Source organism: Paeniglutamicibacter gangotriensis Lz1y, assembly GCF_000348945.1.
Classification (GTDB): Bacteria; Actinomycetota; Actinomycetes; order Actinomycetales; family Micrococcaceae; genus Paeniglutamicibacter; species Paeniglutamicibacter gangotriensis.
The window spans coordinates 1-21,266 of record NZ_AOCK01000006.1 but is presented as its reverse complement, the minus strand read 5'-3'; the positions used below and the strand labels follow the sequence as shown (position 1 = coordinate 21,266).

The window sequence follows — 21,266 nt, the reverse complement described above, 5'->3', positions numbered from 1 at the left end:
ACACCGGGTCCGGAGTGCTTGACTGGGTCCATGAGAGCAATATGGAGCGGATCCATCGCGTTCGGGCTGGTCAATGTCCCGGTCAAGGCCTACGGAGCCACCGAGGACCACGATGTGGACCTGCATCAGGTGCACGACGCGGACGGCGGGCGGATCCGTTACCAGCGCAAGTGCGAGAAATGCGGGAAGAAGATCCCCTACGAACGCATCGACAAGGCCTTCGACGACGGGGAACGCACCGTCGTGCTCAGCGACGAAGAAATGGAAGCGCTCCCGGCGGAGAAGAGCCGTGAAATCGACGTCGTCCAGTTTGTCCCCAACAACCAGATCGATCCGATCATGCTGGAGCGCAGCTACTACCTCGCCCCGGATTCGAAGTCGCCCAAGGCCTACGCCCTGCTGCGCCGGACCCTCGAGGAAACGGAATTGACCGCGGTGGTGAAATTCGCCTTGCGGCAAAAGACCCGGTTGGGGATCCTGCGGGTGCGCGGAGACGTGATGGTCCTGCAGGGGATGCTGTGGGCCGACGAGGTGCGGGAGGCCGACTTTGCCGCAGCGCGGACCACCAGCAAGATCAGCCCGCAGGAGTTGAAGATGTCAGCGGCCCTGGTTAAGCAATTCACCACCGATTTCACCCCCGAGGAATTCGAGGACGAATACCAGGTGCAGCTGCGCACCCTGATCAAGGAAAAGCTCAAACAAGGCGATGCCTTGGACACCGATGACACCTTCGGCAAGGACGGGAACGCGGACACCGATGCGGCGGACTCCGGGGACGTGATCGATTTGATGGAGGCGCTCAAGCGCAGCATTGCCGCCAAGGGCACGAAGAAACCGGCCGCCGCCAAGCCCGCTGCCGGGAAAAAGGCCCCGGCCAAAAAGAAGCGCGCGACCAAGAAGACCACGACGACCAAGAAGAAAGCGGCAACCAAGGCAGCCGGTGCCAAGACCCGAAAGGAAGCTTAGATGGACGATGGGCTGCAACGGGTTCAGGCCGGGACCAGAGGCATTCGCCGTCGGGTTGCCGGTCGAGGTTTCAGCTATGTCTCGGCCAATGGCCGGAAGATCGTCTCCGAGCCGCTGTTGGCCCGCATCAATTCGCTAGCCATCCCCCCGGCCTGGGACCAGGTGTGGATTGCCTCCTCGCCCAATGCCCACATCCAGGCCACCGGGATCGATGCGGCCGGACGCTTGCAATACATCTACCACCCCCGGTGGCGCGAGGTCCGCGAGCACGAAAAATTCATCCGTTCCCTGGCCTTCGCCCAACGCCTGCCCACCGTCCGCCGGATTATCACACGGGATCTCAAACAGGAAGCCGACGGCCGGACTCGGGCGCTCGCGGCAGCGGTGCGCCTGATGGACAGGGCCGGGTTGCGTGTCGGCGGTGCGGCCTACGCCCAGGAAAACGGGTCCTTCGGTGCCACCACACTGCGCAAGCGACACTTGGAGCTCGAAGCCGATCGGATCCATCTGCAGTTTCGCGGCAAGTCCGACGGCCACTGGGACGTGGAGTTCATCGACGGGCTGTTGGCCGATTATTTCGCGGCGTTGCCGCGCACCCCGCGCTCCGCTCCGGCGATCTGCCACGCGATCGTCTCGGGGCGACGCAAACAGTGGCATGCTGTCACCGACAGCGAAGTCAACGCCTACCTGGGCACAGTGGCCGGCCAGGGATTCACGGCCAAGGACTTTCGGACTTGGCAGGGCACCGTGGTGGCCGCACTCTCGCTCGGTCGTTCCCTACGAGCCGGCGCCACGTCGCCGGAAGCGGTGACGGCAGCCGTCGGCGAAGCCGCCCAGTGGCTCCACAACACCCCCGCCATCGCCCGCGCCTCATACGTGAACCCGAGGGTGATCGAGCTTTTCGAGCGGGGCGTGGTTGCCGATGGGCAGCGCCAGCCCGATAGTGCGGTCCTCGCGCTTTTGTTGGATGGCGCTTCACAGGAAAGCACATGATGCCACCGCACGCCACTGGATCCCCCCAGCCATGACAGGGGGGAAAGCCCGTGTCCCCGGGAGTCCCCGCGGATCGCAGGTCGGAGGCGTGGAAGGCTGAAGCTGCGTTCAAACGGTGTTGGCGTGCCGGTTATGCACCGGTCATGCCAAGCACACCGACTGGCACCCCAACGCGCTGCGGCACCAGTTGGTCTTCTTGGCCGCTTCAGTCTCGGTGTGGGCGTTGGCGTGGTCCAAGGTGCCTTGACCGTCTTCCAGATGCGCTCGCATGAACCCCTGGAATAGCTCCAATGTGGCGCACTGTCCGATCAGCATGTCCTAGGTGACCGAGCCCAGCCTTTCCGTCGCGGTGATGGCCTCGCGGTGACTGGAGACAACCCCGTCGTAGACGAGGCCCAGGGCGGCGAGGTGCTGCGCGGTGCCCGCCCGCTCAATGGAGTAGTCGTCCCATTCCCGTTCCTTCACCAGTGCCCCGGGCAGTCCGTTGGGCGAAAGGCCGATCGTGGCTATTCGTTCTGCCGTCTCGTCGATCATCGCCCGTACGAGTTCGATCTGGGGATCGAGCATCTCATGGACGCCAATGAAATCACGATTCACCACGTTCCAGTGGGCATGCTTCAAGGTGAGTTGCAGGTCGTTCAGGGCATAGAGCCAACACTGCAGGATCAGTGCAACTTCTTGGCCATCGAACGGCGAGCACCCGGGCACCGTGAACGTAATGTTCGACGTTTGCTTGCTTGCCATATTGTGCTCCCTAACGTGATGGATCGCTGCTGGCGGCCACGAGGCATTCTTCACGTTGGCCGGTTCGGTTTCCCGGGTCCATGGTCCGCCCCACCGATGCCGCAGCGGGGCCGAAGCGGGACCGAAGCGCGACCCCTGATGTCAAAAAGCTTGTGCGAGGCAAACTCACCTGTCCATAATCAAGGTAGTGAACGGCCCTGACCATTGATCCGGGCCCTCGTTTCTCCAGACCCGGGAAACCCATAGGATGCATACTGAGGAATGGGCTCATGAAACCCCAAGGAACACCTCCAAGGATCAAATTTTCACAGACGAGAACCCCCGTCGCGGCAGCACCTGCGCTACCATCCCTGTCTTCGTCGGGGATCGTGCCGGAGGTGAGCTGCGAACAATGCTGTACCGCGGAATACCTGGTTTTCGAACAGGTGCGCCCCGTGGTCGGGACCGATTCGCTGACACAGGCATGGGACGTCGAATGCTGGTGCGGCAAGTGCGAGCAGTTCTATGGGATCCGCACCAGTCGGCGCCCCGCGTCGCAGTTCAGTGGCCCTCAGGTTGAACACTGGAGGGGCTTCTAATCGGGCACGTGCCAGCTGAAAGCAGTGCGCACGCCATGACTCGCAACAAACCCCGGATTTGGCCCGAGCCGCAAGAAATCAGCGTCCGGGCGCCACAATCACGTGCGGTGCATCGACTGCCGGGACCAGGCGGCAAAGTCCTTGCTCCTCGTTCGGAGCCATGTTTGACTTTTGGCGAGCGGGAAAACATTCATGGAGCAACCGATAGTCGAGGTGTTGGTATGTCGAGTCGAAACGAATCCAGCCGCAAAAACGGAACTGCCGCAGGGACGGCCGCAAAGGCGAGACATGCACCGGCTCCCGACGACGAGCGTAAAGCCGACTGGCCCACCCATTTGGATGGCAGCTCATGGAAGTACATCTTCAAACGCTCCATCAAGGAATTTTCCCGCGAGAAGTGCACCGATTTGGCCGCCGCACTGACCTATTTCGCCATGCTTTCACTGTTTCCGGCCCTCTTGGCGCTGGTGTCGCTCCTTGGCGTGGTGGGGCAGGCCCAGTCCACGACCCAAACCATGGTGCAGGTCGTCGAGGGCATCGCGAGTCCCGAGGTGGCGGACACATTGCGTCAGCCCATCGAGCAACTTGCCAGTGCGCCGTCAGCGGGATTCGCGCTTGTCGCCGGTCTCCTGGGTGCCCTTTGGAGTGCGTCGGGCTACGTCGGTGCCTTCGGCCGCGCGGTCAACCAGATCTACGATGTACGCGAGGGTCGCCCCTTCTACAAGTTGAAGCCGCTGATGCTGCTGCTGACCCTGGTCCTGCTTCTGATTGCCGTCGTCATGGCCATCCTGATGGTCGTTTCGGGGCCGTTGGCCCGAACCCTCGGTGATGTTGTTGGTCTGGGCGAAACCGCGGTCCTGGTTTGGAACATTGCCAAATGGCCGGTCCTGCTGATTTTCGCGATCGCACTGATCGCCGCGTTGTACTACGGCACGCCGAACGTCAAGCAACCCAAATTTCGTTGGCTGAGCCCGGGGTCCGTCATTGCCCTGGTCGTGCTGGCGATCGCCACCCTTGGCTTCTTCTTCTACGTCTCGAATTTCGGCAACTACAACAAGACCTATGGCGCCATCGGCGGGGTCATCGTGATGTTGCTGTGGATCTGGATTGCCAACCTGTCGCTGCTCTTCGGCGCCGTCTTTGACAGCGAGGCGGAACGCGGCCGCGAATTGGAGGCCGGCATCGAGGCGGAGGAAAGCCTTCAGCTTCCCCCGCGCGACACCAAGGCCAGCGACAAGCTGCAGAAGCAGGAGGACAAGGACGTCCGGGACGGCCGGGAACTACGGCTAGAGGCCGAAGCCACTGATCCCGACCATGGTGACGAAACTAAGAATGCCAAATAAGGGGCACGTCCCCGGACTCGCTCTCGAAACAGAGGATGGTGCTCCCGAAGCAGCAGGTGGTTCGGGAGACAGGGTTCTTGAGGAGAGCGTAAGGTCACGGAATCGCGGGCAATGCCCACATGCAACGGAAAGCGGGAGGAACCCATGCATCGTCGGCGCCGTCGGTTTGCGTTGGATCCGCCGGAACGCCGGTTCCCGGGTTCGAGGATCGCTCGCCGAGACGGTGTCGTTTTTCTTGTACGAAAAATTTCAAGCAATTACAATTCAAATTAGAGAATGTCAACGCCAACGAAAGGTATTCGACGTGCATGACTTGGAACTGGTTCGCGCCGCCGCGGAGGACATGGCCTCGGCCCGTATTCTGCTGCAGGAACGAATCGACGCGCTGGAGGCCATCATCCAGACCGCCCGTGCCCACGGGATCCCCGAAGCCAAGCTGAAGGAAGCCATCGACCCGTCGCTGCTTAACGACGCCCGCGAAATTCTCGGAGGCCAGTCGGTGCTTGCCGCCTGAGACTCCGATCCCGCGGCACCGGATAATCGATGCCGCGAGGAAATCGGCCAAGTGCAGGAAAGACCAACGCAAGTTCTCGGGAAGTGTCCAAGTGTTCCTGTCCATCCCGGCACCAGTGATTACGTGAACTCGACCACCGGGCAAGCACGGCATCCATGCTTTTCGGCACCGCTGCCTGCGCGGCTGAGCATGCCCCGCAGCCGTTTTCCCTCCGTCGGCCAAGTGGCTCCCCATGGGGAGCCAACCGGACCTAGTCGGGTTTCCCCACAAACACCTGCGTCGGGCTGTGTGTAAGGTAGCCTGCCGCCCACGAGGACAGCGCACGAATCTTCTGCCGGAACCCGGGCAGCAATGCCAGGTGGACCCCCAGCCACGAGACGAAGGCCAGCGGGCCTTGCAGTTGGAGACGCTTGCGCCCGAGCTCATCCACCGCGGCCCCGCGGCCAACCATTGCCATGTAGCCCTTGTCGCTGTAGTCGAAAGGCTGCCGCGTGCCGCCATTGAGCTCCGCGTGGATATTGCGGGCTGCCCATTTGCCCGATTGCTGGGCCACGGAGCCAAGCTGGGGAAGAACCCCACCATTGGAACCCGGGATGTTCGCCGAGTCCCCCAACACGTAGATCCCCTCGACACCCGGTGCCCTCAGCTCCGCCGTGACGTCAATGCGTCCGCCCTTGCCCTGCGCCAAACCGGATTCGGCGATGATCTTCCCAGCCTGCAGGCCTCCGGCCCACACGGTGATCGGGGCGGGAATGACGGGGCCGTCGGCCAACGTCACTCCATCGCCACGGACCTCGCTCACGCTCTGGCCCAGGTGCAGCTGCACGCCGAGCTTTCCCAGCCGGTCCTTGGTGTAAGCCTGGGATTTCGGGGAAAAGGCGTTCAGCACTGTGGGAACCATATCCACGAGGTGAACGCGGCAACCATCGGCAAGAGCCTGTGAGAAATACTTCGGCACGATGTACCGGATATTCTCGGCAAGCGCGCCTGCGGTCTCCACCCCCATGGGACCGCCACCGACAACAACTACGTCAGTGCCGCCAGCGGATTCGCCCTCTGCCGTTTCCAGCCTTTGGGTCAGGGCCGTACTGAGCCGCACCGCGTCGGTTACGGAGTACATCGGGTAGGAGTGGGCCTCGGCTCCAGGGGTATTAATGAGATTGGGGACCGCACCGGCGGCAATGACCAGGATACGTCCTTGGTACTGGCGGCCGTCAGCTGCGGTGACGCAGCGTGTTTCCGGATCGATGCCAGTGACTTCGGAGGTAAGCACGCGCACACTTCTGATGCGGCGGAACACCGAACGCAACGGCTTGGCCACTGCCGAAACCCCGATCTACGATGCTGCCACCTGGTAGAGCAGCGGTTGGAACTGGTGGTAGTTGTTCGCATCTACAAGGAGCACCGACGTCCCCTTGCAGCCCAGCTCCTGGGCCGCGGCCATGCTCGTCGGAACTGCCCCCCGGATGTCTTCTGAACAGCTCGTCCTAAACAGGTATCCCGATCCATGGTTTTCAGGTGTTAACGGCTAGCAGGAGATGCCGTCGGACACCCGTTCCCATAGTTGACGGCGCTGCCAATCCTCCCTGAACGGAAAAGCTCCCCGCCCGCGAAATCCCGATGGCCGGGATCCCGTGGACGGGGAACAATTCATGTTAGCGCCGCTGCGGCGGCCCTAACGACCGGTTACATCCTTGGCAGCATCCTTGAGGTGCTCGCCTGCCTGCTTGGCTTTGGCTGCGGCCTGGTCGCCGGCTCCCTCTGCCTGCAACTTTTCATTGTCAGTGGCGTCTCCGACGCCTTCCTTGACCTTGCCGGTGGCTTCCTGCGCTTTGTTGCCGATCTTGTCATCGAGACCCATCGGGGTCCTCCTTCGCTAGATGAAACAGGAACAATCCCAGCGTTTTCTCCGTGTACGAGCCACCGCTGGGAATATCTACGCTATTTGATATGGCGTCCGGTGGCAACGATTCCGCAGGCGTGCCGCGTTGGGCGTAACCCTCGCCATCGACCATGGAGCCTGAGAGGTCCCAGAAAACCGGGGGGATCAATGGTGGTGCCGGGTCGCAAAGTCAACGCGCAATCTCGTCGTTCGGCAAGGTTTTCCCTTGGCTAAAAGAAGCAGGCCCCGACCTCGAAAGGGCGGGACCTGTTCTGTACACATTTACTATGCCCGTTTGCGCGTCAACAATCCCCAAATTACAAGGACAATCAACGACCCGCCGATGGCCAGCAGCCACGTCGACAGCGACCAGAAGGAACTGATATCCACGTCGAACAACGCGGAACCAATCCAGCCGCCAATAACTGCGCCAACCACGCCGAGCAGCAGGGTGGCGATCCAGCCGCCGCCCTGCTCACCTGGCTTGATCGCTTTCGCAATCGCGCCGGCAATGAGGCCTAGTACAATCCAACCAATGAATCCCATGACTTTTCTCCGTTCGGATGAAGTTACGTCGTTCAGCATCAGGATCGAGATGCACTCGGAAGATATTACCGGTAATTGCCCGGCCTGTAAGCCATCTGCGGAATGATGGGATAATGGTCACACTAGATCAGGGCGTTCGGTTCCGAAAGACCCGCAGGACACAGCTTTTCCTGACGTGGGAGTCCGTTCTGTGCAAGCGGCCAATGGACTGCCTCTGGTACCAAGCGCAGCGGTCGGCGCCGCCCGGGCGCAGCCCAGGCCCGGACCTTTGCAGGACGCAGACACAAGATATGCGGCACACTTGATGTCATGGACGATACCGAGGAAGCCACCACGCAGAACTCGACGGTTGAGCAGTGGACCAAGGCCCTGGCCCGGTCAACCGGTTCACCGGGCGGGGGTGCCGGGGCGGGTCTGATGTTGGCCGTCGCCGCCTCGTTGACTTCGATGGTCGCCGGCTATACCGAACCCGAGGAGCACACGCGTGCGCAGCTGTCCCGTATTCGGGATCAGGCCCAAGTCTTGAGAACCGATGCCCTTCGCTTGGCGGACGAAGACGCATCGGCATCCCGGGCGTTTGGTGCAGCTTTTCGCCTGGAACCCGGGCCGGACCGGGAATCGGCCATATCGCGGGCATCCATCGAAGCGGCCAAGGCTTCGGCCGTGCTTGGCATGCGAGCCATTGACGCCATCGATTCCCTGGCCTGGCTCGCGGTTCACGGCAATCGCGCACTGGTTGCCGATATCGTGGTGGCTTTCGGCTCCCTTAGGGCCACGGTGACCGGCGCCCGCACCAACGTCAGTTTCGATTTGGCTGCACTCAGCTCCGGCGGCGGCACCCCGGAGCTGACCAGGCAGCAGCACCCCTCCTTGTGGGCGACGGTCGGTGCGCTTAATGCCGCGCTGGATCGGATTGATGCCCTGACCGGCGAGATCGATCACCTGGCTGCTCCGACCGACGCCGAGTAATCGAGGCGGGACGATGAACGTGTGCGGGTCCATGCCTTGGACCCGCGAGAGCTCGGGCAGGTTCGTCACGTGACAGTGTGGCCCCACGGGTCCGAGAGACCGGCGGTCTTTGTTTGTCGATTCCCATGGACTCGTGGATGGCATCCGCAAGCGCGAGACCGTCGGCTGCCTCGCGCGACGCACGCTGAGCGACCGGGAAGCCGGCTGTCCGTTTTCCGGGCCAGCGGCCCCGGAGACTCCAGTGGGATCGTTGGCTCCAACGTCGGTGCACGCCGCAGCGGCCACTGCAGCTGCACGAACAACACCAACAAGACCTTCCACATCCGAGGGAGGCCCAAAAGTATGTTCACCGCAAAGCGTTCGCGCTCCAGCGTCACCCCGCGGACCGGGGCCCTGATTGTGTTTGTTCCCGGGCCCCGGTTCTTTTCTGTTCCTGCCGCATGCGGCTACGGCTGAAGGACCACCTTGATGCAGCCGTCCTGCTTTTTCTGGAATGTCTCATAGAGCTCCGGTCCACGTTCCAGTGGTACGGCATGGGTCACCAGGTCATCAAGACCCAAGGGATCGGCCGGGTCCTCGGCCAGCGGCAGCAGTTGGCCGGTCCAGTGCCGGACGTTGCACTGTCCCTGGCGCAGTTGGATCTGTTTGTCAAACATCTCCAGCATCGGCATCGGGGTCGCCGCTCCGGAATACACCCCGCTGAGCGAGATGGTTCCGCCGCGGCGCACGGAATGCACTGCCGTATGCAAAACCGCGGTGCGGTCCGCCGAGACATTTTCCATGGCGAACTGAGCCACCTTCTCCGTCAACAGCCCCGTGGCCTGCTGCATCAAGTGGGCGCCCGGGGAGCCGTGTGCTTCCATGCCCACCGCGTCCAGCACCGCATCGGGTCCCCGGCCGGTGGCTTCGCGCAGGTTCGCCGCGGTGTGCTTGCCGAAATCCATGGTCTCGATGCCGTGGCGGGCCGCCATGGCACGGCGCTCGGGCACCGGGTCCACGCCGATCACCCGGTGGCCCAGGTGCGTGCCGATCCGAGCCGCCAGCTGGCCCACCGGCCCCAGCCCGAAGACCGCCAGCGTTCCGCCGTCGGGGACATCGGCGTAGGCGACGCCCTGCCAGGCGGTGGGCAGGATGTCGGAGAGGAACAAGTAACGGTGCTCCGGAAGCTCCCCGCCCACCACGATGGCGCCATAGTCCCCGTGCGGAACGCGCAGGTATTCGGCTTGTCCCCCGGGAACGCTGCCGTAGAGCTCCGAGTAGCCAAAGAGCGCGGCGCCCATGTCCCGGGAACGGACCTGGGTCTTCTCGCATTGCGACTGCAGCCCGCGCTTGCACATCCAACAGCTGCCGCAGGCAATGTTGAAAGGGATGACCACGCGGTCCCCCACCTTGATGCGGGCCACCGCAGATCCAATCTCCTCGACGATGCCCATGGCTTCATGCCCGATGATGTCCCCGGCGCGCATGTACGGTCCCATCAACTCATAGAGATGCAGGTCGGATCCGCAGATGGCCGTGGAGGTCACCTTGATGATCAGGTCCCCGGGATCCTCAATGCGCGGGTCGGGCACCTGCGTGTATTCGATCTTGCGTTTTCCCTGCCAAGTCAAGGCTTTCATGGATGCCTCCGTGGGGTATTCGGGTTGGATGTGGAGCCGCGTTGCCTGCGCACCGCGGCGCGGTGCTTCAGGCTCGGTCCGAGGCCTGTTCGTGGCCGGCTTCGCGCGCGCAGTGGGCACAGCAGAACATTGTTGTCCCGCTTTGCACCCCATGGCCCAGGATCCTGCAGCCGCAGTGCGAACAGGTGGGGGCCATCAGGTGGACGGCACACTCAAAGCTGTCGAAGGTCTTGGTTTGCCCTTCGCGGGTGATCGTGAAGGTGTTCTCATAGCTGTTTCCGCAGGTGTCGCAGGTTGTCATGGTTACTCTCCGATGCTTGTGGTGGGTGGGCGGCGCGATGCCGCGGGGCCGGAAGGTTGCCTCCCGGCCTCGCGGCACTCCCGTCAGCGGCCCGCGGGGTCTTCGGGACGGTACACCGGGCCGGGCCCGTCTCCCTGCGGATCCGTGCCACCGGAATCCGACACGTTGGCCGCGGCATCGCGGCCCTGGTCGCGCAGATGATCCGCTTCGTCGCTCGCCTCGGACTTGATGGTTTCGGCCGATTCCTGGGCCGAGCCCTTGATCGCTTCGACGGCCTCGGTGGCGGGTTCCTTCAGATCCTCAGCGACGGCTTTGGCCGCGTCGCCCAGTTCGCTGCCGAGGGGTTCGGCCTTGTCCTTGAGCGTGTGGACCATTTCGCGTTCCTTCTCGCTGCCCGGGACCAGGGAGGAAAGCAGCAGCCCGGCCCCGAAGGCGATCAGGCCCGCGGCCATCGGGTTGCCCCGGGTTTTTGAAACTACGGCGTCCGGGGCGTCATGGATTTTGTCGCCGGCCTCGTCGGTGGCCGACTCCACGCTGCCCATGACCGCGTCCTTTGCCCGGCGCGCCGTCCCCTTGATCTTCTCGCCCTGGCGGTGGGCGATGTTTGAGGGGCTGACCTTGTCCGCGATCGCGTCAACGTCGGCTCCCAGGTTTCCACGCGTGCGTTCGATGTCATCGCGGATCTCTTCCGGGTTCCTGCTCATGGGGTTTCCTCCTTGGGATTGAATGTCGGTGGGATGTCTTTGATGGTTTCTTTCGTTTTGGGCAGACCCTTGGCCGAGTTGAACTGCTTCTTGGCCACCGTGGCCATGACTGCGGCGATGATCGCCCAGACCCCGGCGACGATGAGCGCGGACCAGCCAAGCCCAACCCAGTGGGCCAGCCCGAACATGGCCGCCAGTGAGAGGAAGAGCAGCACGAAATGCCCGGCGATGCCCGCTCCGCCGTAGAGTCCGGCACCCTTGGCAGCCGAGCGGGCGGTCTCACGTAGTTCTGCCTTGGCGAGTTCGGCTTCCTGTCTCACCAGATTCGAGACGTTTTGGCTCAGATCCCCGAACAGCTCGCCCAGCGAGGAACCGGAAGCGGTCTCCTGGTGTTCATCAAGCGGCGGGACCCCGACGCGGTGTGTACCTGTTGGGTTCGGGTTCTCGCTCATGGCCGGATGTCACCTTGTTCGGTCCCCGGCACCGCCGAGGGGTAGTATCCGACTCCCGGATCGGACCCGGTGCCCCCGGCACCCCCGGAGCCCATGGTCTGGTTGATAGTTGGCGGCAGCGGGCTGGCCGGGCGCGGTTCGCCCCCTTCCGGGAGCTTGGGCGCCGAGGTGTCCTTCGTGGGTGCAGGACCGTCGCCGGCATTGCGGGTGATCCGCCCGGCCAGCAACCCCGCGCCCAGCGCGATGCCCAGGAAGGCGCCCGGGCGGCGGCGCGCGAAATCCTTGGCAGCATCAAGCAGATCGCCCGGTTCCCGTGCCCCTAGCCATTCGGCCGCATTGCCGCTGTGACGGGCCGCCTGCTCCACCAGGGCCGACGCGCTGCCCGAGGACTCGGAGGCATCCAACATGCCGCGGAGTTCATCGCTGATCTGCTGCAGGTTGACCGCGATCTTTTCCTGTTGCGTTGCGGCTTGGGCCCGGACATCGGTCCCGAGTTCTTCGAGAAGATTCGCGCTTTGGGCCTTGGCCTCGTCGAGGACGTTTGAGGCCTCCTGCTTGGCCGCATCGCCGAGGTGCTTCGCCGAGTCCTTGCCCTCGTGCATCAGTTCGCGGGCTTCCTCTTTGGCCTCCTGGCCCTTGCCGGAGTCCGATTCCGGTTCGGCGGCATTTTCCGTGCCAAGGGGCGCACCTGCTGATGGTGGGATGGCCGGGCCGCCGACATAGGCATCATCGACCGGCTCGAAGGGGCCGTCCGGCTCGATCGGATCAGAAGACACCGGAGTTCCCGGATGCGTTCGCACATCCGGTTGAATTCCCGCTGCCGGCGGTACACGGATTCCCCTGTCCCCGATCTTGGGCGGGTGGGCTGCGTCGAAATCGTTCTCACTCATTGCTTGACCTCCAGTTGCTCCATGCCCGGGATGGGCTGTATTCGTTGGAATTGGGGAACCCGCGGCATTTCCCGCGGGATCGTCGGTGTGCGTCGCACCGCACCCTTCACATCGGTGCCTGACAGTGAACTTCCTTGCTTCGACGATTCCGGGGAGCGGACTCCGGCACGCAAATCACTGCGGGCCAGGACGTACGAGTCCCGTTCGAACCGTGGGACCGGGATCCGCGTGGCTTGGGAACCGGCCATGTGTAAGAAGCAAACCAAGAGAAGACGGCGGGCACAACCCTTTTGACATCGACCACCGATAATTTCCCTGGACTGGACCATTGACCCGGCGTCGGGCGAATGGGAAACCAGCGGGGATCGGCCTGGCTGGGATCGGTATTTGGCGGTCCATCGGCGCCCGCCGCGGTGGTCACGGGCACGGATTCGCGTGACCGGGACAGAGCGCAGGCACGGGCGGATTGCCGGGACGGTGCGCAGCTTGCAGCGTCTCGGCTTTGGCCCCGGCGCGCAGCAGCGCGAAGACACGACGGAACATCGAATCGGGCCTTCCCAGCCACCTGGGCCCGGCTGCCGGGCGGCGGGATCAGGTGACGGGCCGGTCTAGGGCTTGTTCAACGGCGTGGCTGATGGCCTTCCGATGGGGTTCGCCATGTCCCGGCAGAACGATGTAGGGCCGTGAGGGATGCCAGTGTCTCGTGAGTGTTGGCCGTGGCCGCCGACGAAACAACCTGAGGACCGAGGACTCCGGCATATGGGTCAAATGTCACCAGCACGTCCCCCGAGATCGCGGTGTCGCACCGAGGATACTACAACGCGCAGTGCCCCTCGGTATGTCCGGGAGCATGGATGGCCTCGGGACGACCCGGTAGTTCCTGCGCGGGCCCGGCCCCCAACAAGGAACTCCGTGATTCCCTTGGTGTTCAGGGCACCAGCGAGGGCCATGCGCACCAAAATGGGAACGGCGCGCGGGTACCTAGACGGATAGGACCATCTGCTCTTTTCGTGGAGATCCTGTAGGGGTGGGCGGTACGCGTCGGCCGAATGGACCAGGACCGGGGAGCCGTAATCGCGCTGTATCCGGGCCGCGAAGCCCACGCGCTCGAAGTGGGCACGAGTCAACATCACAGCCGTGGCCTTTCGGTCGAAAGTTCCGGAGTTCGCAGTGCGTGCACCATCATCTTCCACATCGGCGGCAGTCCAACAGCGACCAGCATGAAGCGCGCCGTCTTGGACGATGCAGCAGTTGAGCTCGGCATGGCGCAGTAGATGGAGGCCCTCGGCCCGGATGCATAGAAGTTTAGCTTTCCTCGAACTAATTGAGCTTGTGCGTCCCGTCGCACCACGGCTTGATCGCCGATCCCCCGCAGCAGCACAGAGCGACCGTTTCCCGTGTGCGAGGAACGGCGTTTCCTTCCGCGTCAAGAACCCGAAAAGTTTCCTCTGACCACGAGGGGGCCACGCGGGCACACCGTGATCTCCGTTGGGCTCGCCTCGTTCATGCCGCCGACGCGCTCTGGCGCAGGGACGAGACGCCGCTCTCCCAGGCATCCAGTTGCCAGCGACCCACGAGCGCGTCCAGGAAAAACACGGCCGCTGCACCGAAGAATAGGTCCGCGGCGATTGCGGGATTTTGCTCGATCAGGCCGCTGGCGAGATCACGGCCGGCGATCTGCTCATGCACCGCATCGGCCTCGACGTGCTCGTCGAAGTAGCCGGTCACCGGGGTATCGAACCCCAGCCGACGGAAACCCCGGGCATGGCGCGCGTTGGGGATCGAGGAGGTCATCTCGTAGATCGCGAGGTGTCCCACGATCGCGCCCCGGAAGCGGCGATGCAGTCCGAAGAACGACATCGCGTTGACTGGGGCCAGGGAGATGGCCGGGACGGCATCGATATAGGCCCCGAATGAGGAGTCCAGCCCGAGCCCGTCCATAGTGCAGGCAAAGAGCTCGGAATGCATCTGGCCGACCCGTCCGCCGCCGTACTCATCGGCCTGGATCTCCACGAGAGCCGACTTGGCCCTGCCTGTCAGACGCGGGATAGCCCACGAGTGTGGATCGGCTTCCTTAAGCTGGTAAACCGACTTGTGGATCAGAAATTCTTTGGCCTGCTTCAAAACACCATACGGGCGCACAGGCCTCCGATTTTTCTGAGTGGAGCAACAAGGGCGCCCGTCGTTCCAGGCGGATCATCTGTGACAGCTCCATCGAAAAGCAGCCGGGCTGCGACGGAGGCGTGCTCAGTTCCTACCGGGAACCCGCGCCATGCCCGCATCGTGGATCAATTTTGTCCTATGGTTTAGCGGCTGCCCTCCGCACGCTTGGCGAGCAAGTCAACTTTGTCGCGCTTGGCGTACATCAGCTCCCGGCCCAGCCTCAACGTGGGCTTCAGCGCAAAGCAGATCGACCCCAGTAAAAAGCACCAGGTGCCAGCGTTCATGGTGGATTCATTGAAGAACAGGACACTTCCCGCAATGAACAGGCCAGCCGCAGCGAAATCGACGCTGGTATACGCGATCTCGACGGCCGCATAGAGTTTCGCGTTCTCAGGATTTATGGTGTGATTTCCAGGATTAAACAGGGGCATGACGTCCGTCCTCTCACCGTACGTATACCAATAAATGACCCCGGCAAAAGCTACCTCTTGCCTTCAGCTTCGGTATAGCTCCCGTCTCCCGGTGTGCTTGCCGCATGGCCACTGCGTTGAACCGGCTCCATCCGGGGTCCAAGCCGCTGGCGATTACCGCGATTTGCTTCGGGATCCATGGCATCTGCGGAATCGGAAAAGCCGTTCACCAGCACGTTGGAACGCGGCATAAGCGGGGTCTGGGCAAAGCCCTGTCCGGAAATTGCCGTGGCAGGCTCCGGTGGGAAGCACTGAGGTTTATGCCCCGCTGCTTCCCGCCCCGGTTCACTTCCCCTTTTCCGGCTCCTCAGCCTTCTTCTGCGCGTGGATCCCGGCAACAAACGTGCGCCGCGGCTCCCGGGCCGCGCTCATCGACGTCACATCACGCGGGGCAAACAGGTTCACTGCCCAACCGGCGAAAACGCGATACTTGCGCGCCAGCGTGGGCATCGCCGCCCCGTGATAGGCGCGGGCGACCAGCCACGCGGGCAGCCCCTTAAGCGGGATTCCTCGCACCACTGCCGCTCCCTGGCCGATGCCGTAGTTGGCCAAGGTGCCCAGCGACTTGTAGCGGTACTCGACCGGTTCTTGGCCGTTTAGCTGCGCGGCGATATTTGCCGCGAGCAATTTTGCCTGGCGTACCGCGTTCTGTGCATTTGGCGGGTAGTACGCCGGCTGCTTCTGCGCGGTCAGGTCGGGCACCTGCGCGTTGTCGCCGGCGGCCCACGCACCTTCAACGATGCTGCCGTCCTCCCGGATGACCCTGAGCCGGGCATCGGCGTTCACGTGCCCCTTCGGTCCGCGTGGCACGTCGGTGGCATCCAGGACCGGGTTCGGTTTCATCCCGGCCGTCCAGACGATTGCATCCGCCGCGAACTCCGCACCGTCGCTGAGCACCACGTTTCCGTCGATGCACGACTTCAGCGTGGTCTGCAGCCGCACGTCGATGCCCCTGCGGCGCAAATGGCGCAACGTCCACGCCGAGAGCTCCGGGCCCACCTCCACGGCAACCTTGTCCGCCGCCTCCACCAGCACCCAGTTCAAGTCCGATGCGTCCAATCGCGGATACATCCGGATTGCGATCTTCGCCAGGTCGCTGAGTTCGGCAATTGCCTCAACCCCGGTGTAACCGCCCCCGATGAACACGAAGGTCAGTGCCTTGGCCCTTTCCGCAGGATCCTGGGTTGCAGCGGCACGGGCAATGTTCTCCAGGACCCGGTCGCGCAGGAAGAGCGCCTCCTCGACCGTCTTGAACCCGATGGCATTCTCCTCCAGCCCCGGGGTAGGGAAGGTCCGGGTGATCGATCCCACCGCGAACACCACATGGTCGTACTCGAGCGTGGAGGTGGCCCCGTCGGCCTCGGCAATGGTTGCGCTCTTACCGGCGGAATCCAGGTTCTGCAGCCGGCCGCGCACCACGTGGACTCCTCGCAGGGCGCGGGACAACTGCACGGTCACGTTGCGCGGATCGATTTCCCCGCCGGCCACCTCCGGCAACAGCGGCTGATAGGTCATGTAGGCGTTCGGTTCGACCAGCGTGATCCGCATCGGCACCGATCGAGAGCGTTTCCGCAACCCCCACGCCGTATACAGGCCCACGTAGCCGCCACCAAGTATCAGGACATGCGGTTTCGACACTGACATCACGAAGTATCCCCTCACTAGACGTCTTACCCATTACACCTGCACCTGCGCCGGAGCACAACAGTCCTGCCACCGAAATGTTGGTTCGGCATGCAGCACAGTCGTGTCATGGACATATGCGTATGGCACCGGTAAGTGGCGTGGTTTTCGCGGCGTCAGGCGCCCCATGAACAGGGTGCACCGCGCCAACTGTTCCGGCACAGTTCGAACAGTGGGTTCCCGGGGCCGTGGGAGGGTTACTTGGCGATGAGGAGGGCCTGGGTTGCTGCCTGCTTCATGCGGGTGCTCAGCCACTTCAGCTGCTTTGTTGTTTGCCCGTCACAGGCCGCCACTACATCCAGCAGTTCCTTGTCGCGCAGGCCTTGGCCCGCTTGCTTGACCATGGTCCAAGTGATGTCAACCAGGCTCGCCAGAAGGTAGAGGTCCTGGAGGTCGCGCAGCAGCCCCAGGGGCCCGGACCTGGTTTCGCTGAGCCCGTCCGCGTGGAGTCGGGCCGGCTCATCGTCGACCTCGGCCTCCCCGTACCGGTCGAGAACAGGTTTAAGTGCCTGTTGGTGGTCATCACACTGGGCCGCGAGGGTTTGGCAGATGAAGTGCACATCGGGTTCATGCCCATGCCCCCGGGCGACCTGCCGGAAAGACTCGGCGAGTGTGCTTTCGGATTTCTCCAGCAGGCCCAGATAGGTGGGGAGTTTCATGCCCGTTCCTCCTTTGTGGCGACGGCGGGGGGTTCAACCGGGGCGATGGTTTCCGTGGCCTGGGCCGCACTGCCCCCTGCCGTTGGCAGTATCCGGCGGGAGGACCGACGGCCATGACCGTGTGCCGGTTGCTGTCCGGGACCTGGCGGGAGCACTCGGGATTCTCCGGAATCACGCCCTGTCTGGCTCGTGGAGTCGGCAGGCTTGTGTGTCGCAGGGCGCGATGCCGTGGTTGTCGGTGCCAGGGACGGGCCGGTGCCGTCGGCGATTTTCTCGATCCGGACGGCGGCGTTCTTCAGCACGGGTTGCTTGGAGACCGGGTCCCATTCGGTGATGGTCAGTTCGTTCGCCGCGCGGTGCTCCTGGGCGGGGGTGCCGCCTTGGTCCCAGTAGCCGTAGTGGAAAGGCGCGAAGAGGGTGCCGTCTCTGATGTCACCGACCCGCAGCGCAGCGGTGATGTGGCCGCGGCGGGATTCGACGCGCACGATGTCACCTTCGCCGAGGCCAAGATCCGAGGCATCGTTGACGGAGATCTCCACCCAAGCGGCGGGCGCGGCGTCGTTGAGCTGCGGTGCCCGCCCGGTTTTGGTACGCGTGTGGAAGTGGTAGACGGTTCGTCCGGTCGTGTAGCGAAAGGGGTAGTCCTCGTCCGGGGTTTCATGGGCCGGGTGGTACGGGGCGGTCTTGAAGATTGCCCGTCCGCCCGGGTCCATGGCCTTGTAGGTTTCCGGGCCGACGGTTCCGCCGGTCAGCAGGTCGTGGCCGTAGGTTTCGCAATACTCTGGATCGGTGGGGAAGATACCGTCCCGGTACAGGCGCACCGTGCCGTCGGGGTGGTCCTCGTTGCATGGCCAGGGGACACCGCTGCCGCCGCGCAGCTTCTCATAGGTGATGCCCGTGTAGTCGCAGGGACGCCCGCGCGTGCATTCCTTCCACGCAGTGAATGCATCTTCCGGGCCCTTCCAGTCCAAGAGGGGTGTTCCGTCCAGCTGGGTGAACCCCATGCGTCGGGAGTAGTCAAGGAAGGTGTCCAGGTCGCTGCGGGCCTCCCCTGGGGGATCAACCGCTTGCTCGGAGAGGTGCACGGTGCGGTTCACGTTGGTGAAGGTCCCGGTTTTCTCCCCCCATCCCGCAGCTGGCAGGACCACGTCGGCGTACTGCGCGGTCTCGGTCAGGTACAGGTCCTGGACCACTAGGAACAAGCTCTCACTCGCGAGGATGTCGCGGATGCGGGGCAGTTCGGGCATGGACACCGCCGGGTTCGTGGCCGAGACCCACAGGAACTCCATGGATCCCTGCTCGATATAGCGGAAGATCTGCATCGCGTGGGTGGGTGGCGCCCAGTGCGGGATGATGGCCGCATCAACATTCCAAAGGTCCGCGAGCTCCTGGACATGTTGGGGGTTCTCCCAGTTCCTGAATCCGGACAAGTCCCCGTCGGCCCCGCATTCACGGTTGTTCTGCGCGGTGGGCTGGCCATTCATCTGCAGGATTCCGCACCCGGGCTTGCCGATCATGCCACGGAGCAGGTGCATGTTGTTGACCGCGCAGGATGCGGCAGTGGCCTGGGAGGACTGGTAGAAGCCCTGCAGGACAGTGGACAGCACCCGGTCCGAGGTCCCGAAGATCTCAGCTGCACGACGCACATCCTCCGCGGCGACCCCGCAGGTCTCAGCGACCGCCTCGGGAGTCCAGGGTTCCACGGTGGCGCGCAATTCCTCGACGTTCATGGTGTGCGCGGCGATGTAGTCCTCATCAATCCACCGGTTGGCAAACAACTCGCGTACCAGTCCATGCATCAGCGCCAGGTTGGTACCGGGCCGAAGGGGCAGGTGCACCTCCGCGTGGCGGGCGACCTCGGTATCGCGCGGGTCCACGCACACGATCCTGGGCTTGTCCGGGCCGGCCAGCCGGTCAAGGACTCGCATCCACAACACGGTCTGGGTTTCGGCCATATTGTGCCCAAACAGGAACATGGCATCGCACTCATCAATATCTACGTAGCTTCCGGGTTGGCCGTCTGAGCCGAAGGATTCCTTCATCGCCGCAGCCGACGTCGCCGTGCACAGCCGGGTATTGCCGTCCATATGGGGTGTTCCAATGCCGGCCTTGCCCACGATTGCCTGGGCGTAGTATTCCTCAAGGAACAGCTGTCCACTGGTGTAGAAGCCATGGGACAGGGGTCCCTTTTCGTCGAGTAGGGCGCGGCTGCGCGAGACGATCCGCTCCATGGCGGTGTCCCAGTCCGACTCGACCAGCACCCCGTTCTCGCGGATCAGGGGTTTGGTGAGACGGTCCTTGTGGTTCATGCCCTGCCAGCTTGCGAACAGACCCTTTGGTCCCAGCCGGCCGTGGTTCACGATGTCCATCGACCTGCCGCGGACCCCGACCATCGAGCCGTCCTTCACTGCGATGTCAATGCCGCAGCCGTTGCTGCACAACACGCACGCGGACTGCACCCACCGTTGGACCTCAGACTCCTGGACGCCCTCGGCAAGGACCTGGTCCACCCGGACCGGCCACCGCTCTTCTCTGGCGTAGGGAGTGCGGCTCCCCCAAATCTCGGCAATACGATCAACCATGATCATCTCCTTCATCGCGGACAGCCCGGGCTGCAGCATCCCGGCGGCGTGCGTCACCAACTGACCGCCGGGGTGATGGGAGTGGAAGCAAGGCCGCCCGGGCAAGTGGATACCGTGGGCAACCACCCATGAAGCCAGCTAAACGCATACGTTGCGGTAGTACAAGTGTTTGGCCATTCCCGAGCTCCACCGTTCACCAGGGGACAAATTGGGTTCGCGTTCAGAAGTTTCCCGCTGGCTCCTAACTTCACCACCTTCGGCCCGCTACCCGGGCAGACAAAGTCGAGCGCCTCGGGAGGCGACGGGCGAGCGGTGCCGCCCCGGCATGGCAGCGGCGTTCCTGGGAGTGCAAATGGCGGTCTTCGGCCTATACATGGGCGCCGCCTTCGCGCCCATCCACAAGGGCATGCCGATGATCCCGAAGGAATCACGCATCGACTTCTTCTCACGCCAGGTATTGACCAGCCGCAACATCATGGCCCGCACTCCCTGAGGCAACGCATTGCTCACCGCCCTTTATGGCGATCTGAACTACCAGGTCGAGCACCATCTCTTCCCCTCGATACCTCGAGCTAACCTCGCCGCCGTCGCCAGGATCGCCCGCGACTACTGCGAGGAGCTCAAGGTCCCCAATACGGGGGCGACCCCTAAGCCTCGATCCACCGCTCAAAATTATCGGTGGATCGAAGCTTAGCGAGACGGAACCGGGGTGAGGGGTCTGTCTTCGGACGCCAGGGAGGCGTTGTCTGGGGCTGTTATGGGATGTCCACGGAATCGACGAAAACTGTAGACGATCATTCCCCACGCGAAACCGCCCGATGCGATGAGCGTGATACCGGTTCCCCACCCGCCAGGCAACCACCAGCGAGCTTCCAACGGCCACCATCTCGGCACCGGGCTGCCCACGCCCCAAACAATTCCGATTCCTACCAAGACCAACCCGCCCAGCATGCTGGAGACAATCCGTGGCCACGTCTGCACACCCTTGGAAGCCAGCAGAAAGGCCCTTGCTCTCACCGGGCGGAGCAGACGCTTGGCCCACGCATAGCGCAGTGACAGGAGCGCGAGACCGCCCACCAAGCACAACAAGCCAGGGCCCGGAAGGACAAGAGCGGCCCCACCCGCGACGATCAGCAACCAGCCGGCTGCTTCGATGGCTCTGCGCTTCACCCACCGCGAAAAGAGCTGTCGCGGTTCATTAGCATCAG

At 63.4% G+C, this 21,266-nt stretch carries 17 protein-coding genes and 4 pseudogenes; 6 read left to right on the top strand and 15 right to left on the bottom strand.

All coding sequences use genetic code 11. The annotated features are described in order from the left end of the window. Positions 1-30 precede the first annotated feature (30 nt). Both ku and ADIAG_RS10795 read left to right on the top strand, forming a co-directional pair. Positions 31-966: a non-homologous end joining protein Ku gene (ku, locus tag ADIAG_RS10800; RefSeq protein ID WP_007271396.1), complete on the top strand. Its 936-nt coding sequence runs from the start codon at positions 31-33 to the stop codon at positions 964-966. Beyond that, positions 967-1,959, top strand: a complete 993-nt coding sequence (locus tag ADIAG_RS10795; RefSeq protein ID WP_007271395.1) for a DNA topoisomerase IB — start codon at positions 967-969, stop codon at positions 1,957-1,959. It begins immediately after the preceding gene. Between the two features lie 141 nt (positions 1,960-2,100). Here the strand turns inward: ADIAG_RS10795 and ADIAG_RS10790 are convergent. Further along, positions 2,101-2,703, bottom strand: a pseudogene (locus ADIAG_RS10790) (Dps family protein). A 613-nt stretch (positions 2,704-3,316) separates the two neighbouring features. On the opposite strand from ADIAG_RS10790, the gene ADIAG_RS10785 reads away from it, so the two are divergent. Together ADIAG_RS10785 and ADIAG_RS10780 are read left to right on the top strand one after the other, a co-directional pair. Further along, positions 3,317-4,624, top strand: a complete 1,308-nt coding sequence (locus tag ADIAG_RS10785; RefSeq protein WP_321162818.1) for a YihY/virulence factor BrkB family protein — start codon at positions 3,317-3,319, stop codon at positions 4,622-4,624. A 304-nt stretch (positions 4,625-4,928) separates the two neighbouring features. Continuing rightward, positions 4,929-5,138 (top strand): hypothetical protein, encoded by a 210-nt coding sequence (locus ADIAG_RS10780; RefSeq protein WP_007271391.1) that lies wholly within the window; start codon positions 4,929-4,931, stop codon positions 5,136-5,138. A gap of 250 nt (positions 5,139-5,388) precedes the next feature. On the opposite strand, the pseudogene ADIAG_RS10775 reads toward ADIAG_RS10780, so the two are convergent. The 3 genes and pseudogenes from ADIAG_RS10775 to ADIAG_RS10765 form a co-directional block, all read right to left on the bottom strand. Next, positions 5,389-6,582: pseudogene (locus tag ADIAG_RS10775) on the bottom strand (NAD(P)/FAD-dependent oxidoreductase). Positions 6,583-6,813: 231 nt separating this feature from the next. After that, on the bottom strand, positions 6,814-6,999 hold the full coding sequence (locus ADIAG_RS10770) for a CsbD family protein (RefSeq protein WP_007271389.1): 186 nt from the start codon (positions 6,997-6,999) through the stop codon (positions 6,814-6,816). A 306-nt stretch (positions 7,000-7,305) separates the two neighbouring features. Beyond that, complete coding sequence (locus ADIAG_RS10765) at positions 7,306-7,566, bottom strand: GlsB/YeaQ/YmgE family stress response membrane protein (RefSeq protein ID WP_007271388.1); 261 nt, start codon at positions 7,564-7,566, stop codon at positions 7,306-7,308. Positions 7,567-7,875: 309 nt separating this feature from the next. On the opposite strand from ADIAG_RS10765, the gene ADIAG_RS10760 reads away from it, so the two are divergent. Then, positions 7,876-8,535, top strand: a complete 660-nt coding sequence (locus ADIAG_RS10760; protein ID WP_007271387.1) for a cyclodeaminase/cyclohydrolase family protein — start codon at positions 7,876-7,878, stop codon at positions 8,533-8,535. A gap of 446 nt (positions 8,536-8,981) precedes the next feature. Here the strand turns inward: ADIAG_RS10760 and ADIAG_RS10755 are convergent, their stop codons facing one another. From ADIAG_RS10755 to ADIAG_RS10700, 10 genes and pseudogenes are all read right to left on the bottom strand, one after another. After that, positions 8,982-10,154, bottom strand: a complete 1,173-nt coding sequence (locus tag ADIAG_RS10755) for a zinc-dependent alcohol dehydrogenase (protein ID WP_007271385.1) — start codon at positions 10,152-10,154, stop codon at positions 8,982-8,984. Positions 10,155-10,538: 384 nt separating this feature from the next. Continuing rightward, entirely contained in the window at positions 10,539-11,159 is a 621-nt protein-coding gene (locus ADIAG_RS10745) for a DUF3618 domain-containing protein (protein ID WP_007271383.1), read from the bottom strand. Beyond that, positions 11,156-11,611, bottom strand: coding sequence for a phage holin family protein (locus ADIAG_RS10740; protein WP_007271382.1), 456 nt, complete (start codon positions 11,609-11,611; stop codon positions 11,156-11,158). Before ADIAG_RS10740 ends, ADIAG_RS10745 begins: the two co-directional genes overlap by 4 nt. Beyond that, complete coding sequence (locus ADIAG_RS20225; RefSeq protein WP_007271381.1) at positions 11,608-12,501, bottom strand: hypothetical protein; 894 nt, start codon at positions 12,499-12,501, stop codon at positions 11,608-11,610. The genes ADIAG_RS10740 and ADIAG_RS20225 overlap by 4 nt, the downstream gene beginning before the upstream one ends. 1,320 nt (positions 12,502-13,821) lie before the next feature. Next, entirely contained in the window at positions 13,822-13,968 is a 147-nt protein-coding gene (locus ADIAG_RS20900; RefSeq protein WP_321162817.1) for a CDGSH iron-sulfur domain-containing protein, read from the bottom strand. 36 nt (positions 13,969-14,004) lie between these two features. Beyond that, a pseudogene (locus ADIAG_RS10720) lies at positions 14,005-14,622 on the bottom strand (iron-containing redox enzyme family protein); the annotation flags it as partial. Positions 14,623-14,807: 185 nt separating this feature from the next. Beyond that, positions 14,808-15,095: a YrhK family protein gene (locus tag ADIAG_RS10715; RefSeq protein WP_007271377.1), complete on the bottom strand. Its 288-nt coding sequence runs from the start codon at positions 15,093-15,095 to the stop codon at positions 14,808-14,810. Between the two features lie 324 nt (positions 15,096-15,419). Then, positions 15,420-16,778 carry an NAD(P)/FAD-dependent oxidoreductase gene (locus ADIAG_RS10710; protein ID WP_007271376.1) on the bottom strand — a complete coding sequence of 453 codons (1,359 nt, stop codon included), beginning with the start codon at positions 16,776-16,778 and terminating at the stop codon, positions 15,420-15,422. Between the two features lie 236 nt (positions 16,779-17,014). Beyond that, positions 17,015-17,476, bottom strand: coding sequence for a hypothetical protein (locus ADIAG_RS10705; RefSeq protein ID WP_007271375.1), 462 nt, complete (start codon positions 17,474-17,476; stop codon positions 17,015-17,017). Then, the gene (locus ADIAG_RS10700; RefSeq protein WP_007271374.1) at positions 17,473-20,058 is read right to left on the bottom strand and encodes a molybdopterin oxidoreductase family protein; all 2,586 of its coding nucleotides are present in this window, start codon (positions 20,056-20,058) and stop codon (positions 17,473-17,475) included. Before ADIAG_RS10700 ends, ADIAG_RS10705 begins: the two co-directional genes overlap by 4 nt. 322 nt (positions 20,059-20,380) lie before the next feature. Here ADIAG_RS10700 and ADIAG_RS20895 point away from each other — a divergent pair. Further along, positions 20,381-20,695: pseudogene (locus ADIAG_RS20895) on the top strand (fatty acid desaturase); the annotation flags it as partial. A 53-nt stretch (positions 20,696-20,748) separates the two neighbouring features. Here ADIAG_RS20895 and ADIAG_RS10690 read toward each other — a convergent pair. Continuing rightward, a complete protein-coding gene (locus tag ADIAG_RS10690) occupies positions 20,749-21,228 on the bottom strand; it encodes a PGPGW domain-containing protein (RefSeq protein WP_043474695.1) in 480 nt (159 codons plus the stop codon). Between the last annotated feature and the right edge of the window lie 38 nt (positions 21,229-21,266).